At 65.7% G+C, this 16,381-nt stretch carries 11 protein-coding genes and 1 pseudogene; 8 read left to right on the top strand and 4 right to left on the bottom strand.

Going from position 1 to position 16,381, the window contains the following annotated elements:
* Positions 1-179 precede the first annotated feature (179 nt).
* Positions 180-473 carry an IS3 family transposase gene (locus tag ACH13J_RS14205; RefSeq protein ID WP_007195955.1) on the top strand — a complete coding sequence of 98 codons (294 nt, stop codon included), beginning with the start codon at positions 180-182 and terminating at the stop codon, positions 471-473.
* Positions 474-512: 39 nt separating this feature from the next.
* Entirely contained in the window at positions 513-1,334 is an 822-nt protein-coding gene (locus ACH13J_RS14200) for an IS3 family transposase (protein WP_397544005.1), read from the top strand.
* A gap of 41 nt (positions 1,335-1,375) precedes the next feature.
* On the opposite strand, the pseudogene ACH13J_RS14195 reads toward ACH13J_RS14200, so the two are convergent.
* The 3 genes and pseudogenes from ACH13J_RS14195 to trpA form a co-directional block, all read right to left on the bottom strand.
* Positions 1,376-1,519, bottom strand: a pseudogene (locus ACH13J_RS14195) (transposase); the annotation flags it as partial.
* 26 nt (positions 1,520-1,545) lie between these two features.
* Positions 1,546-1,962 (bottom strand): Hsp20 family protein, encoded by a 417-nt coding sequence (locus ACH13J_RS14190; RefSeq protein ID WP_397544004.1) that lies wholly within the window; start codon positions 1,960-1,962, stop codon positions 1,546-1,548.
* Positions 1,963-2,124: 162 nt separating this feature from the next.
* Complete coding sequence (gene trpA / locus ACH13J_RS14185; protein WP_397544003.1) at positions 2,125-2,916, bottom strand: tryptophan synthase subunit alpha; 792 nt, start codon at positions 2,914-2,916, stop codon at positions 2,125-2,127.
* Between the two features lie 126 nt (positions 2,917-3,042).
* On the opposite strand from trpA, the gene ychF reads away from it, so the two are divergent.
* From ychF to ACH13J_RS14165, 4 genes are all read left to right on the top strand, one after another.
* The gene (ychF, locus tag ACH13J_RS14180) at positions 3,043-4,140 is read left to right on the top strand and encodes a redox-regulated ATPase YchF (RefSeq protein WP_397544002.1); all 1,098 of its coding nucleotides are present in this window, start codon (positions 3,043-3,045) and stop codon (positions 4,138-4,140) included.
* 80 nt (positions 4,141-4,220) lie between these two features.
* The gene (locus ACH13J_RS14175) at positions 4,221-4,820 is read left to right on the top strand and encodes a dimethylsulfonioproprionate lyase family protein (protein WP_397544001.1); all 600 of its coding nucleotides are present in this window, start codon (positions 4,221-4,223) and stop codon (positions 4,818-4,820) included.
* Between the two features lie 135 nt (positions 4,821-4,955).
* The gene (locus ACH13J_RS14170; protein WP_397544000.1) at positions 4,956-6,086 is read left to right on the top strand and encodes a site-2 protease family protein; all 1,131 of its coding nucleotides are present in this window, start codon (positions 4,956-4,958) and stop codon (positions 6,084-6,086) included.
* A gap of 146 nt (positions 6,087-6,232) precedes the next feature.
* A complete protein-coding gene (locus ACH13J_RS14165; RefSeq protein WP_397543999.1) occupies positions 6,233-7,234 on the top strand; it encodes a glycosyltransferase in 1,002 nt (333 codons plus the stop codon).
* Between the two features lie 5 nt (positions 7,235-7,239).
* Here the strand turns inward: ACH13J_RS14165 and ACH13J_RS14160 are convergent, their stop codons facing one another.
* Positions 7,240-7,998 (bottom strand): WecB/TagA/CpsF family glycosyltransferase, encoded by a 759-nt coding sequence (locus tag ACH13J_RS14160; protein ID WP_397543998.1) that lies wholly within the window; start codon positions 7,996-7,998, stop codon positions 7,240-7,242.
* A gap of 157 nt (positions 7,999-8,155) precedes the next feature.
* Between ACH13J_RS14160 and ACH13J_RS14155 the strand changes: the two genes are divergently transcribed.
* Positions 8,156-9,565, top strand: coding sequence for a hypothetical protein (locus ACH13J_RS14155; protein WP_397543997.1), 1,410 nt, complete (start codon positions 8,156-8,158; stop codon positions 9,563-9,565).
* Positions 9,566-9,885: 320 nt separating this feature from the next.
* A complete protein-coding gene (locus ACH13J_RS14150; RefSeq protein ID WP_397543996.1) occupies positions 9,886-16,380 on the top strand; it encodes an SDR family NAD(P)-dependent oxidoreductase in 6,495 nt (2,164 codons plus the stop codon).
* The last annotated feature ends 1 nt before the right edge of the window (position 16,381 follow it).

The raw sequence follows: 16,381 nt of genomic DNA, 5'->3' as shown, positions 1-16,381 counted from the left end.
TTCATCGCCGCCGCATCAAGCATCTGCTCAGCCAGCAGCTTCTTCAGCCGGGCGTTCTCGTCTTCAAGCGCCTTGAGCCGCTTCGCATCGGAAACTGTCTGAGCCACCCCCCGAAATTCGGACACTGACATAAGCTAGGATTTTCAGTCTGCTGATCTTCGACGAGAAGGAGATCAGAGATGTCGAAACGCAAACAACATGCGCCCGAGTTCAAGGCGAAGGTCGCGCTGGAAGCCCTGAAGGGCGAGGAGACCGCAGCCGAGCTGGCGAGCCGGTTCGGGGTGCATCCGACGATGATCCATCAATGGAAACGTGCCCTGCTCGAGGGCGCGTCCGGCGTGTTCGAGCGCGGCGGTCGAAAGAAGCCCGAGATTGACGAGGAACAGGTGAAGGAACTGCACGCCAAGATCGGGGAGCTGGCGGTGGCCAACTCTTTTTTGGAACGAAAGCTCAAGCCCTGGGGCGGGAAGTGAGGCGCGGCATGATCGAGCCCGATCATCCCAAACTGTCGATTGGCCAGCAGTGCAAGCTGCTGTCGATCGCGCGCTCGTCCTTCTACTACACGGCCCAAGGGCGAGACCGAGCAGAACCTCGGCCTGATGCGGCGGATCGACGAGCAGTTTCTGGAGACGCCGTTCTTCGGTGTCCGCCAGATGACCTGGCACCTTCGTAACGACGGCCACCTGGTGAACGAGAAGCGCATCCGGCGACTGATGCGCCTTATGGGACTGATGCCGATCTACCAGAAGCCCAACACCAGCAGGCCCGCGAAAGGGCACAAGACCTATCCCTACCTGCTGAGAGGTCTGCGTGTGGATCGTTCCAATCAGGTCTGGTGCTCGGACATCACCTACCTGCCGATGCGGCGCGGGTTCCTGTATCTGGTCGCCATCATGGACTGGCACACCCGCAAGGTCCTGGCCTGGCGCATCTCGAACACGCTGGAGGCGGACTTCTGCGTCGAAGCGCTGAACGAGGCCATCCACAAGTTCGGCTCGCCCGAGATCATGAATACCGACCAAGGATCTCAGTTCACGTCCTTCGCCTGGACGGACCGCTTGCGCCGGACCGGCGTGCGCATCTCGATGGATGGGAAAGGCCGGTTCCTCGACAACATCTTCATCGAGAGGCTGTGGCGGACCCTGAAATACGAGTGCGTCTACCTGCACGCCTGGGAGACCGGATCAGAAGCGAAGGCGGGCATCCGGAAATGGATGACCTTCTACAACCACCAACGCCCACACTCAGCCCTTGGCGGCAGACCACCCGCCGTGGTCTATTGGCTGAGAAAAGACGAAACCCAACCCGATCAGCAGGTGCAAAGAGTAGCTTAATCTACGCCAGATCCTGTCCAGCCGATCGGGAGTAGCTCAGTCATGCCGCCAAACTTGGCTTTCCAGTTGTAGAACGTCCCTTCCGACATGCCGTGCTTGCGACACAGATCAGCGCACGTCGCGCCAGCCTCATGCTCGGTCAAAATGCCGATGATCTGTTCTTCTGAAAATCTTGATCGCTTCATTTTCCGTCCCTTCGTTGGGTCGGACTCTAGTTCCAAGTGGAGGAAAAATCCCGTGGCAGGTCAGCCTCGACGTTGTCCTCGTCGACATCGTACCCAAGCGGAATGTGACGCACGAACCGTCCGACGAATCGCTCCGAGATCCGTCTTTCCTCGTCTTCTTCGTCGATCCTGCGTTCGCCGCTCAGTGTCAGGACCCCGTCCTTGAGCGTGATGTCGATATCGTCTTCCGTCATGCCCGCAAGCTCGGCATCGACGCGCACATGGTCACCGGCATCGATAAGGTCGACGCGGGGCCAGCTGCCCGCTGTGCCGTTGCCCACGGTGCGGAAAACGTCGTCGAAAAGGCGGTTCATCTCGCTTTGCAGTGTCATGACGGGATCGCTCTCGCGATGCCACGCGCTCGGTGCACGGCGTGTGAAGGGGATGAGGGATTGCATGTTCATCGCGTAACCTCCTTTCGTTCGATAAAAGCAAGTCAGCGCGTTTCACCCCGGGGCGCGAGGCCCCGTTTCCACCGTCCAAGGTGGTAAGCCGTCCGGGTCGTTTCAACCCTGTTTCAAGGCGCAAGGCCGAATTTAAAATAATGAATACAAATCGTTAGGGTCTCAGGCTTCGTGCGCGCCGCCTGCAAGGCCACGCACGAAATCGAGCACTTGCGGCACGCTCTCACCGTCGGCCAGCCGGCCCACGATGGCCGACCCGACAACGGCCCCGTCAGCGACTGCGGCGATCTCGCGGCTTGTTTCCGGGGTGCGGATGCCGAAGCCCACCACCACCGGCAGGTCGGTCTTTGCCTTGATCCGCGCAACCTCGGGGCCGACATCGGCAGCCTGCGCCGCCGCCGCCCCGGTGATTCCGGTGATGGAGACGTAATAGACGAAACCGCTTGTGTTGGTCAGGACCTTGGGCAGGCGCTTGTCGTCGGTGGTGGGCGTGGCCAGCCGGATGAAATTCAGCCCCGCTTTCTGGGCCGGGATGCACAGTTCCTCGTCCTCCTCCGGGGGGAGGTCGACCACGATCAGCCCGTCGATTCCGGCCGCCTTGGCATCCTGCAGGAAACGGTCGACGCCGCGGTTGTAAATGGGGTTGTAGTATCCCATCATAACGATCGGCGTGGTCTGGTCGATCTTGCGGAACTCGGCGGCCATGTCGAGGGTCCGCTGCAATGTCTGCCCGCCCTCCAGCGCGCGCTGTCCGGCCAGCTGGATGGTCGGGCCATCCGCCATTGGGTCGGTAAAGGGCAGGCCGAGCTCGATGATGTCGACGCCTGCACCGGGCAGTCCCTTTACCAGTTCAAGCGATGTTTCGTAATCGGGGTCGCCCGCCATGACATACGCAACGAAGGCCTTTTTGCCGGCCTGCCTGAGATCGGCGAACTTGGTGTCTATACGGGTCATATGGGCGTCCTCGGCTCTGCTCCGCGCCGGGTGTGACCCAAAGAGGGGCGGAAATCAATGCCCTGCTTGACCTTGCCCGCCGCGCCGCCGTAGATGCGCCCGCGACAAGGCCAAGGAGGGCGCGCAATGGGGTTCAGGATGGGGATCGTCGGCTTGCCGAACGTGGGCAAGTCCACGCTTTTCAACGCGCTCACGCGCACCGCCGCGGCGCAGGCGGCCAATTTCCCGTTCTGCACGATCGAGCCCAACGTGGGCGAGGTCGCCGTGCCGGACCCCCGGCTGGACAGGCTGGCCGAGATTGCCAAGTCGCGACAGGTCATCCCCACCCGCATGACCTTCGTCGACATCGCCGGGCTGGTGAAAGGGGCCAGCAGGGGAGAGGGCCTCGGCAACCAGTTTCTGGCCAACATCCGCGAGGTGGATGCGATCGCGCATGTGGTGCGCTGTTTCGAGGATGGGGACGTGACGCATGTGGAGGCGCGCGTCGACCCGGTGGCAGATGCCGAGGTGATCGAGACGGAGCTGATGCTGGCGGACCTTGAATCGATCGAAAAGCGCCGCGCAGGGCTGGTGCGCAAGCTCAAGGGCAACGACGCCGAGGCGGTGCTGCAGGACAAGCTGCTTGCGCGGGCGCAGCAGATGCTGGAGGACGGCAAGCCTGCCCGCCTCGTGGATGTGTCCGAGGACGAGGCGCGCGCTTGGAAGAACCTCCAGCTTCTGACGACCAAGCCGGTTCTCTACGTCTGCAACGTGGACGAGGCCAGCGCCGCCACCGGCAATGCCCTGTCTGCCCGTGCGCAGGAAATGGCGCGCGCGCAGGGCGCGGCGAGCGTCGTGATCTCGGCGCGCATCGAGGAGGAGATCAGCCAGCTGGACGCCGAGGAGGCGGCCATGTTCCTCGAGGAGATGGGGCTGGAGGAACCCGGGCTGGACCGCCTGATTCACGCCGGATACGACCTTCTGGGATTGCAGACCTATTTCACCGTGGGACCGAAAGAGGCCCGTGCCTGGACGATCAGGCGCGGCACGCTTGCACCTCAGGCCGCCGGGGTCATCCACGGCGATTTCGAAAAGGGTTTCATCCGCGCCGAGACCATCGCCTATGACGATTTCGTGTCCCTGGGCGGTGAGCAGGCCGCGAAGGAGGCCGGCAAGATGCGGGCCGAGGGCAAGTCCTACGAAGTCAAGGATGGCGACGTGCTGCACTTTCTGTTCAACACGTGAGCCGGCGCCGGTAAGCACCACCGTCACATCCCGCCCTCGTTTCTTGACACGGCGCGATCCTTCGATACGGTCCGCCCGGTATGTTGGATGCGCATTGGCAGACATTGCTGGAAACGGCGCAGGCGGTTCACCACCGCGTGCCGGAACTCGCGGCGTTCTGCCCGTTCCCCGATGGCGTCGCGGGGCGGGATGTCGAGCCGCGTCACGACCCGTTATGCGATGCGATGCGCATGACCATGCCCCGGGCGGACACCCCGTTTCCCGGATTCCGCGATGCCGTGCTCGCGGCGGCAGGGTCGGCAATCTGGCGGGACACCTATCGCGACCAGGATGGCGGGGAAGCCCTGCATCGACATTTCGGTGCCTTCGAGATTCTCGGCCGGGATACGCCGCTTGTGGCCGAGGGCATGCGCAGTTTCATCGTCTACCAGGCGCCGGGTTTCCACTATCCCCGGCACCATCACCCGGCGGAAGAGTTGTATCTCGTCATCGCGGGCGAGGGCGAGTTTTCGTGTGACGGCCAGTCGACGCGCACGCTGCGGGGCGGTGACGTCGCCTTTCACCCCGCCGATGCGCCGCATGCCCTGACCACGTGGAACGCGCCCATCATGGCCTACGTGCTCTGGCGGGGCGACCTGACCACCAAGCCGGTCTTTGCCGGCGACGGCAACGTTCCGTGAAACGGCCACGCAGTGAGGGCGGATTCACCGCCGCCGCCTGCCGGCACATTGATCCGGCGTTGGCTGTCCCCCATGTTGAGACGGGAAGGCGACGCTGACCGCGCGTCGTTCGGCATACCTTGGGAGCCCGCCGCGATGTTCACGAAGAAATTCGAACTCTTCTCCCTGCTCGGCTTCCGCGTCAGCCTCGACCTGACGTGGTTCATCCTGGCCGTTCTGATCGTCTGGTCGCTTGCGCAGGGATATTTCCCGGCCGTGATCGACGGGCTGGACCCGCAAACGGCGCTGGTTCTCGGCGTGGCGGGGGCTTTGGGGCTCTTCTTTTCCATCGTGTTCCACGAGTTTTCCCACGCCATCGTCGCACGCCGCTACGACATCCCGATCAAGGGCATCACCCTGTTCATCTTCGGCGGGGTGGCCGAGATGGAACAGGAACCGCCGAGCGCCAAGTCCGAATTCCTCATGGCGATTGCCGGGCCGATCGCGAGCTACGTGCTGGCGGCGGTCTTCTACCTCGTGGCGCTGGCGGCGCCGGGTATCGCGTTGGCAGAGCTGTTTTCCTATCTCGGCCTGATCAACCTTGTCCTCGCGACCTTCAACCTCGTCCCCGCCTTTCCGCTGGACGGTGGCCGCGTGTTGCGTGCCGGGATCTGGTGGTGGACGAACGACCTGCCGCGCGCCACCCGCATAGGGGCCGGTACCGGGCGCGTTCTGGGGTCGCTGCTGGTTGCGCTCGGTTTTCTCAACGCGGTGTCGGGCAACGTGGTGGCGGGCATGTGGCAGGCGCTGATCGGGCTCTTCATCATAGGGGCGGCCCGGTCCACCGAGATGCGCATGACCATGACCAGCTTGCTGGATGACGTGCCCGTAAGCCGGCTGATGGTCAGACATCCGGTCACGGTTCCCGACGACACGCCCGTCGACTACATGATCGAGAACTATTTCTACCGCTTCAATCACAAGATTTTCCCCGTCCTGCGTGATGGCAGGCTGCTTGGCTGCGTCCGCCTGGATGACGTGAGCAAGGTGCCCCCGGACAAGCGCGGCCAGCGGGTGGCCGCGGATATCCTCGCGGCGGACAGCGCGGCCCGGATCGTGGGGCCGGACTGCTCGGTGCTGGATGCGATCGGGGTCATGCAGCAACACAATGTCAGCCGGCTCATGGTGGCCGAGGGCGACCGGCTTGCGGGGCTGCTGACCATGCGTGACATCATGAGCCATGTCAGCATCCATCAGCAGTTGGACGGCGCGGCGCAGGCGCGCTGACGCCCTGCTGGACGGGTGGTGGTCCCCTGCTGCGGCTGGCCGCGTTACGGCGTGACAAAGAAATTGCCGCCGCTCCGACCGACTTATGACATGTTTCTGCTTAGGATGCGCAAGGCGGCAGAAACAGCGGGGTCCAGTCGGCGAACATGATCAAGGATGCGCAAGAACCTGGCGGGGCGACATGCCGGGTGGCGGCAGTGGTGATCGGGCGCAACGAGGGTGAACGCCTCTTGGCCTGCCTCGCCTCGTTGCGCAACCAGGTAGAGCGCATCGTCTACGTCGATTCGGGCTCGACCGACGGCAGCGTTGCCCATGCCCTCGCCCAGGGGGTCACGGTGGTTCAGCTGGACACGGCGCATCCATTCACCGCGGCGCGCGCCCGCAACGCGGGTGTCGGGGCGCTGGACCGTGAACAGGTTGAATTCGTCCAGTTTGTCGATGGCGATTGCGTCGTGCGCGCGGGGTGGGTGGCCGCCGCACGCGCGCTGATGGCGCAACGCCCCGAGGTTGCCATTGCGTGCGGACGGCGGCGCGAGGAGAAAGGCGATGCGTCGGTCTACAACCGTCTGTGCGACATGGAGTGGGCCGGTCCGACGGGCGAGGTGCCCGCCTGCGGTGGTGACGCGCTGGCGCGGCTGGCCGCGATCGATGCCGTCGGCGGGTTCGATGGCACGTTGATCGCGGGCGAAGAGCCAGAGATGTGTGTCCGGCTGCGGCAGGCGGGGTGGCGCATTTGGCGGCTTGACCGCGAGATGACATTGCATGACGCCCGCATGATGCGGTTTTCTCAATGGTGGCGGCGCTGCGTGCGGGCGGGCCACGCGTTTGCAGAGGGCGCGGCCCTGCACGGCGCGTCACCCGAACGGCACTGGGTGCGCGAAACCCGCCGCGCCCTGTTCTGGGGCGCCGGATTGCCGGGCGTCACCATCGCGGCCGGGCTGGTGCATCCCGCGGCGGTCGCGTTGCTGCTGGCCTATCCGTTGCAGGTCGTAAGGCTGGCGGTGCGACATGGCGCTGCCCGGCGCGCCGCGTGGGAGTGGGCGTTCTTTACCACGCTGGCGAAATTCGCCGAGGCCGTGGGCGTTGCGCGGTATTACGCGCGGCGGATGTCGGGGCGCCGTGCCGAGCTCATAGAGTACCGGTCATGACGGTGTCAGCGCCGCGACAGCCTCTGGCGGATTGCGCGCCACACCTGTCCCGGCAGGATGGCGAAACACCGGGCATAGCGCGGGCCGAGCCGCGGCAGATCGTGCAAAGCCCGCCACAGCCATTCCATTGCCAGCCGCCGGACCCATTTCGGGGCGCGTCGTTGCCGGCCCGCGATGAAATCGAGGCCCGCCCCGATCGAAACGAAGCCGACGCGCGGAGCCTCGCGGCGTCCGCGCGCGGCGAAGCGCTCCTGCTTGGGTGCGCCGAGCGCGAGAAAACAGAGCCCGGCATCCGCGCAGGACAGACTGTGGAATATTTCGTCGGCTTCCTGCCCATCCGGGTCGAAGCCCATCCGCGGTGCATGGCGCAAAACGATTCGCAGCCCAGGAACCTGCTGTTCGAGGGTCGTGCCGGCGGCCTCCAGCGTCGCCGCGTCGCTTCCGATCAGGGCGATGTTCGTGCCGGTCCGGCCGGCCAGTCGGCACAAGGGCAGGATGAGGTCCGCGCCGGGAAGCAGCGCGACCGGATGGCCCGCGAGGCGCGACAGGGCGACCACGGGATTGCCGTCCGCGACGACCATGTCATGCTGTGCATAGGCTGCGGCGAAGGCAGGGTCTGCGGCGATCTTGACCATGTGGTCGAGGTTGAGCGTGGCCAGAGCGAAGCCGTCGCCGGCGACAAGCCGTGCCGTCAGCTCGTGCGACAGGGTGTCAAGATCGGGTACGTTCACCTCGATCTGGTTATCGGCGATGGAAAACTGCACGTATGACCCGACCAGCCCGCGAGATTGACACGTAATGTATTCAACTGCCTGTATCGTCAAAAAAATCGGTCGCGGCCACCAGAAAATCCGCCCCTTGCCCGCGTCGCGCGGGACGGGCCCGGTGGGCCGGCAAGGGCAGGGCTGAGAACGCGCGCGCATGCCGAACACGCTTGCATATCTGATGCTGATGGCATGGCCCGTGGTCTGCCTGATACTGTTCCGCAGGTTGTGTCTTGAGCGGGCGATCATCTGGAGCCTGCTGGGCGGGTATCTTCTCCTGCCGCCCCGCGCGGAGTTCGATTTCCCGCTTGTGCCGGACTTCGACAAGACATCGATCCCGAGCCTGTGCGCGCTGGCCTTCTGCCTGCTTATCGCGCGCCGCAGCCTGCCGGTCTGGCCGGATAGCCGGGTGATGCGCGTGCTGCTGTTCCTGTTCGTGGCCGGCGCGGTCCCGACCGTTCTGACGAATTCCGACCCGATCGTTTTCGGTGCCGAGTCTGTCGGCCCCGTCAGCCAGCAGAGCGGGCGTTTGCCCGGGCTGAGGGTGATCGACGTGCTTTCGGTGATATCCGGCAAGATCATCACGATCATCCCCTTCCTGCTCGGCCGGGCATTCCTGTCGTCCGACCGTGGGCTGCGCGAGCTGCTTCTCGCGCTGGCGGTGGGCGGGCTGGCATATTCCCTTCCCGCCCTCGTCGAGGTCCGTCTGAGCCCACAGTTAAACACTTGGATCTACGGGTTTTTTCAGCACAACTTCGCACAGATGATGCGCGAGGAAGGGTTCCGGCCGCTCGTGTTCCTGCCGCATGCGCTCTGGCTGGCCTTCTTCCTGATGACCGCCGCGGTGTCCTCGGCCGTGCTTGCACGCTGTTCGGATGGCGTGATGCGGGGGCGTTTTCTTGCGGCGACGGTCTACCTTCTGTTCGTGCTGGTGCTTTGCAAGAGCCTTGCACCGATGCTCTATGCCATGACGCTGGTGCCGCTGCTTCTGTTTTCGGGGCCGCGGCTCCAGGTGCGGCTGGCGGTCCTTTTCGCCTTTGTTGCCGTGCTCTACCCGGTGCTGCGCGACCATGATCTCGTGCCGCTCGAAGCGATTCTCGGATGGGCCGATGCGATCAACCCCGACAGGGCACAATCGCTCGGATTCCGTTTCGAGAACGAAGAACAGCTTCTCGAGCGGGCAGAGGAAAAACGTCTGTTCGGCTGGGGCGGATGGGGGCGCAACCTCGTGCGCGATCCCGGGACGGGCGAGATCGTTTCCATCCCCGACGGCGAGTGGATCATTGCCTTTGGCACGTATGGCTGGGTCGGGTATGCCAGCCTTATGGGCCTGCTGGCCGGTCCCGTCGTGATCCTGTGGCGGCGGATGGCACCGAACGCCGTGTCCCGCCATGTCGCGGCGCTCGCGCTCATTCTGGCGATCACCATGGTCGACATGCTGATCAACGCGATCCTGACGCCGTACACGTGGCTGATTGCCGGTGCGCTGCTTGGATACTGCGAGCGCGACAGGCGCGCGGACACAGCGGCCGCTCGCGCGCCCCGGAGACGCCAGCACGCGATATAGCCGAGGGCGCCGCGCCGCGCGATACCAAGCCCTTTTGACCCGCCATGCCGCGCCGCGCGGCAGCCCCCGCCGGAGAATCGCGGCGGCTTGATGCGCCGGGCAGCCGGCCGTTTGTGTTCGACCGGTCACCAATCTGTTTCTATTGCCGGAATTGTTGCGGTCTCCCGGTGCTTGCCGGTCAAGGTGCCAAAAATTTATCACATTTAAAACAACGATTTGGATCAACTAATTGATCTGATCATCGATGAATTTTGTTCCAGGATTACCGTCCGATACCGCACTATGGACGTGTAGACCTTCGCAAATGAGGACCAGTCAACATGCGCGCTCGGGATGTCAGCCGCAGCCGTCACGATGACGACATCGCCATTGTCGGGATGTCGCTCAAGGTGCCGGGGGCGCAAAACACGCAAGAGTTCTGGCGCAACCTCGCCAGCGGAACCGAGAGCATCGAACGTCTCGACGAGGCCCGCCTGCGCGATGCGGGCGAGCGCCCCGAGTTGATGGCCGACAGCAACTACGTGCCGGCCGCCGCGCCGCTTCAGGGATTCGCCGAGTTCGATGCCGAGTTCTTCGGGTTCGGACCCAAGGACGCGGCAATCCTCGATCCGCAGCACCGCAAGTTCCTCGAGGTATGCTGGGAGGCGATGGAGCAGTCGGGGCACGCGCCGGGCACTGGCAGCGGCGATGTGGGGGTTTTCGCCGGCTGCGGCATGGGCAGCTACTTGTATTTCAACATCTGTTCCAACCCCGATCTGGTCGATGATGTGGGCATGTTCCTGCTCCGCCATACCGGCAACGACAAGGATTTCTTGGCCACGCGGGTCAGCCACGTGTTCGACCTCAAAGGGCCGAGCGTGAACGTCCAGACAGCCTGTTCCACCTCGCTGGTGGCCGTGCACTATGCGTGCGAGGCGCTGCGCGCGGGCGAATGTAGCATGGCATTGGCGGGGGGGTCGACCATCGAGCTGCCACAGGGGCGCGGCTATCTTTTCAAGGAAAACGAGATCCTGTCCCCTGACGGGCATTGCCACGCCTTCGACCACCGTGCACAGGGCACAGTTTTCGGGAGCGGCGCCGGGGCCGTGGCGCTCAAGCGTCTTTCGGATGCGGTGGCCGACGGCGACCATGTCTGGGCCGTCATCAAGGGCACGGCAATCAACAATGACGGCGCGGCCAAGGCGGGCTACCTCGCCCCAAGTGTGGATGGACAGGCTGCGGCCGTGGCTCGGGCGCTGGACGATGCCGGGGTCAGCGCGGACAGTATCGGGTACGTCGAATGCCACGGCACGGGCACGTATCTGGGCGATCCCATCGAGGTGGCGGCGCTGACCGAGGCATTCCGCGAAAGCAGCGATCGGACGGGGCATTGCCGCATCGGGTCGGTCAAGACGAATATCGGCCATCTCGACACAGCGGCCGGGGTCGCCAGCCTGATCAAGGCCAGCCTTTCGCTGTATCACCGCCAGATTCCGCCGAGCCTCGGCTTCGAGCGGCCCAACCCCGCGATCGATTTCGAAACGAGCCCGTTCCGTGTCAATGACCGGTTGTCCGAATGGCCCGCCGGTGAAACGCCGCGCCGGGCCGGTGTGAACTCGCTCGGTGTCGGGGGGACCAACGCGCACGCCGTGCTGGAAGAAGCCCCTGCACGCCGGGACTCCGAGGAAGCGGACTGGCCGTTTCACGTGCTGTGCCTATCGGCACATGGCAAGGCGGCGCTCGATGCCAATTCACAGGCGCTGGCCGCGCACATGCGCGCGGCGTCCGGGCAGCCTTTGGCCGATATCGCGCATACGCTCAAGGAAGGGCGCCGTGCCTTCGACGAGCGCCGCGTGCTCGTGGCAGAAACCCACGAGGAGGCCGCCGCCCTGCTGGAGTCGGGCGATCCGCACCGGGTTTTCACCCACAAGCGCCTGGGCGAGCAGCCGGATGTCGTGTTCATGTTTCCCGGCGGGGGCGCGCAGTATGCAGGCATGGCGCGCGACCTCTACGAAACCGAGCCGGTCTTTGCGGAATGGATGGACCGCGGGCTCTCGCATCTGGATTCGCGGCTGGATTACGACGTTCGCGCCTTGTGGCTGCCGGCCCCGGAAGACCGCGCCGCGGCAGAGGACAGGCTGAAGCGGCCATCGGTTCAGCTGCCCCTGATCATGATCGTGGAATACGCGCTCGCGCGGCTGTGGATGTCGTGGGGCATCCGCCCGGCTGCGCTGATCGGGCACAGCATGGGCGAGAATACCGCGGCGGCGCTGTCGGGCGTCATGCGGTTCGAGGATTGCATCGATCTCGTGCTCTTGCGCGGGCGACTGTTCGACACGGTGGCGCCGGGGGGGATGCTCAGCGTGTCTTTGCCCGCGGCCGAACTGAAGGAGATGATCGACGACGGTCTGGATATCGCGAGCGTCAACGCGCCGGGGCTTTGCGCCGTGTCCGGGCCTCAGGACCGGCTCGATCAGTTGCAGGACCGGCTGGGTGGGCTGGATATAGACTGCCAGCGGATCAACATCGACATCGCGGCGCATTCGCGGATGCTGGACCCGATCCTGCCAGAATTCCGGTCCTTTCTAGAGCGCTTGGAGCTGCACGCGCCCGAGGTGCCCTTCGTTTCGAACCGTACCGGGGACTGGATCACGCCGGAGCAGGCGACCGACCCGGAATACTGGGTGCAGCAGCTGCGCAACTGCGTGCACTTCGCGGATGGAATCAACACTCTGGCGGCGCGCCGCGACCGGGTGTTCTTCGAGGTCGGCCCGGGACGGGCGCTCAGTTCGCTCGCCCAGATGTCGGACGCGGTGCAGCCCGGGCAGGTTCTCAGCGCGCTGCGCCATCCGCAGGATGACATCCCCGATGACAAGTATCTGCTGGGCGTGGTCGGCCGTTTCTGGGCCTGCGGGATCGAGGCCGACTGGGCCCAGATCTGGGGCGAGGCCCGCCGCAATCGCGTCGTGCTGCCAACCTACCGGTTCCAGAGCCGGCGCTACTTCATCGAACCGGGCGAGACGCGCAATTCCCAGGATGATGCCCTGCCGCCCCGGGCCGAGGATATCGCCGACTGGGGGTATCTGCCTGTCTGGCAGCCGCGTTACGCCGCCTGCCCGGTAAACAGGCGCGACACGCTCGGCGCGGACAGCCCGAACGACTGGCTCTTCTTCGCGGATGACGAGGGCGTATGCGACGCGCTCGCCGCGGAGCTGTCCGCGGCCGGCCACAAGACGACCGTCGTGCGCCCGGGCGACAGTTTCGTGCGTCTGAACGAGGCCGAGTACCGCCTTGCGCCGGATCAGGGTCCGGAAGGGTATACCGCCCTGCTGGAGGCCCTCGCCGCGGACGGGCGGCTGCCGGACAGGGTGGTGCATGCATGGCTTCTTACCGGCGATGAAACCTTTCGCCCCGGGAGCGATTTCTTCACCCGCAACATCGAGCATGGCTTCCAGAGCCTGTTGCACCTGGCCCAGGCCGCCGAAGCGGTGGACAGGCCCGAGGTCATGCACCTGACCGTGCTGACCAACGGGGCGGCGCAACTGCGCGACGAACCACTGCCCTGCCCTGAAAAGGCAATGATTGCGGGGCCCGCCGGTACCATTCCCAAGGAATTGCCGGGCCTGACGGTCGCGCAGGTCGATGTGGAAACGCCCCCGCGGCCCGTGCCCCGTGGCAGGCTTGCGCAGCTGATGGGGGGGGCGCAGCCCCAGGCGCCGGCGGTCGCGGACCAGCTTCTGGAGGAAATCCTCGCGGATCCGGCGAACCTGACAGCCGTTTACCGTGACGGGCGCCGCTACGAGCTGAGCTGGGAGCGCGCGCCCCTGTCGGAGCCCGGCGCCGGGAATGCCCCGGGGTTCCGGGATGGTGGGACCTACCTGATCACGGGCGGGATGGGCGGTATCGGCCTTGCCGTCGCACGTGATCTCGCCGAACGGCACGGGGTCAACCTCGTCCTGATCGCGCGCAGCGACCTGCCGCCGCGGTCGGAGTGGGCGCGCTACACGCGGCTGGCCGGGGGGGACAACGACACGGCCCGCCGCATCCTCGCCATTCAGGAGATCGAGGCCGCGGGCAGCCGCGTCCGCGTCGAGGCCGCTGATGTGTGCGACGTGGATGGCATGCGCGCGGTCGTGCAGCGCGCGCGCGCGGAATTCGGAACGATCCACGGCGTCATCCACGCCGCCGGGCTGCTCGACGACGGGCCGCTTCTGTCCAAGAACGCGCCGGATATCGAACGTGTGTTTGCCCCCAAGGTGCATGGGCTGCGCGTGCTCGACACGATCTTCGCCGACGGAGAACTGGATCACATGGTGCTTTTCTCCTCGACCAGCACCGTCACGCGGCCGGAGGGGCAGATCGATTACATCGCGGCGAACGAGTATCTCAACGCCTATGCCAAGAGCCGTGCATCGGGCCGCACGCGTGTGCTGGCGCTGAACTGGGGGATCTGGAACACGGTCGGGATGGCCGCCCGCGCGGTCGCGCAGGGCGCAGCCCACGATGCCGTGCCCGGCTGGACCCCGGCGACGGCCGTCCCCATGCTGCAAGACAGTGCAAGGGGCAACACCGGCGACATGCTCGGTCGCGCGTACCTGGATGATCAGGATCACTGGGTCATGGCCGAACACCGCACCAGCAACGGTGCGGCGGTAATGCCGGGAACCGGATATCTCGAACTTGCGCTCGAGGCCTATGCCGAGGCTGGCGGCACATTGCCGGTGGAAATGCGCGACGTGGTGTTTCTGCGCCCGCTCGACGCTGCCTCCGACGGGCCGCGCGAGGTGTGCACGCGGCTTTCGCTTGCCGGGGCGGCCATGCGGTTCGAGGCGCGCAGCACGCGCAAGCATGACGGCCGGGCCGGCACGGTTCTGCATGCCGAGGCGAAGATCGCGCCCGTTTCTGTCGCCGTGCGGCGAGAGGCGGTCGACCTTGCCGACATGGCCCGGCGCTGCCCGGCGCGCTCGGCCCACATGACCGGGTCCGGTTTTGTCTCACCGCAGGAGGCGCACCTGAAATTCGGGCCCCGTTGGCGCGTGGTCAAGGATGCGAAGCTCGGCGCGGGCGAGGGGATGGCGCGGCTGTCCCTGCCCGAGCCTTGCCGCGGCGATCTCGAGTCGGGGTTCCTTCTGCATCCGGCGCTGATGGACCTCGCCACGGGGTGGGCGATGGAGCTCATCGAGGGCTACACGGCCGACCGGCTCTGGGTGCCCGTAAGTTATGGCAGTGTGCGACTCTACCGTGTCCTGCCCGCGGACGTCGTCAGCTGCGTGCGGCTGCGGTCCGAGACGGACGCGACCGCGGGCCTGGCAGTGTTCGATGTGACGATCTGCGACCCCGACGGCGAGATCGTGGCCGAGATCGGGAATTTCCAGATGCAGCGTCTGGCCGAGGGGGCCGCCCTCGCCGGAGCGCCCTTGCCGCCGACCGCGGTGGAATTAGACGAGGCGCAGGCCGCGCCGTCGCGCGCCGAGGCGCAGATGCAGCGCATGGTGGCGCTCGGTATCCGTCCCGCCGAAGGGGTGGACGCGCTCCGCCGCGCGATGGCCCGAAACGAGGCACAGATCGCCGTCTCGCCGCTCGATCTTTCGCGGCTGGTTGCGCTGGCTGAAAGGCAGGAAAGCGCGGGGCGGGAGGCACCGGCCTTCGAGCGTCCTGAGCTTGCAGAGGACTACGCCGCACCGGAAACGGCGGTGCAGACCAAGCTGGCCCAAATCTGGGAAGGCCTGCTTGGCGTCGAGGGGGTCGGCGTCCGGGACAGCTTCTTTGATCTGGGCGGGCACTCGCTGCTGGCCGTGCGCCTCTTCGCGGCGGTAAAGCGTGAGTTCGGCGTGCAATTCCCCATATCCGTGCTCTTGGAAGCCCCGACGATCGAGAAATGCGCCGCCCTGATCGAGGCGCGCACCGGTGGCGCAGCCCCCGTCACGACCGGCGACGCCCCCAAGGGCCGAACCGCCGACGACCCGCCGGCGCAGCGCTTCGCGGTCAAGCTGAACAGCGCGGAGACCGGCGGGCGGCGCCCGTTCTTCGTGGTCGCCGGCATGTTCGGGAACGTTCTGAACCTGCGTCATCTCGCGCTCCAGATGGAGGACCGCCCGGTTTACGGTATCCAGGCGCGCGGCCTCATCGGCACGGAGGAGCCGCACACGACCATCGAGGCGGCGGCATCGGACTACGTCGAGGAAATACTGACCATCCAGCCAGAGGGGCCTTTCCTGCTGGGCGGATTTTCGGGCGGCGGGATTACCGCCTACGAGATCGCGCGTCAATTGAAGGCGCGTGGCAAGGACGTGTCGCGTCTGGTCCTGCTGGATACGCCGCTGCCCGTGCGGCCATCGCTGCGCGCGGCTGACAAGGCGCTGATGAAACTGCAGGACATCCGGCGCAAGGGCCCCGGTTACTTGCTGGAGTGGGCGGCCAATCGATGGGCGTGGGAGCGGGCCAAGCGTGCGCGCCATGTCGATCAGGACGGGCGCGGTGACCAGGGTAGTTTCAACAACCGGCGGATCGAGATGGCCTTCCGTCAGGCGGTGGCCCGCTACAGCCTCGAGGCGACGGATACCCCGACCGTGCTCTTCCGCCCGCCGCTTGATCGGCACTGGAAGGTGACAGGCGGCAACTGGGTCAGCCGGGAGCGGGAATACGTGTTCGAGGATAACGCATGGTCGCCGTGGATTTCCGACCTCCGCGTCATCGAGGTGCCCGGCGATCACGACAGCATGGTGCTGATGCCCAACGTCCGGGTTCTGGCCAAGCACCTGAATGCCCTCGTGCGCGAATCCGATCCCGCAGGGAACCGCGCGCATACCGTGGCGGCGAGAACAGCAGCGGAGTAAC

This window comes from Roseovarius salis (assembly GCF_044472985.1).
Lineage (GTDB): Bacteria > Pseudomonadota > Alphaproteobacteria > Rhodobacterales > Rhodobacteraceae > Roseovarius > Roseovarius salis.
The sequence above is the reverse complement of the archived record's forward strand: the minus strand, read 5'-3'. Positions and strand labels throughout refer to the sequence as shown.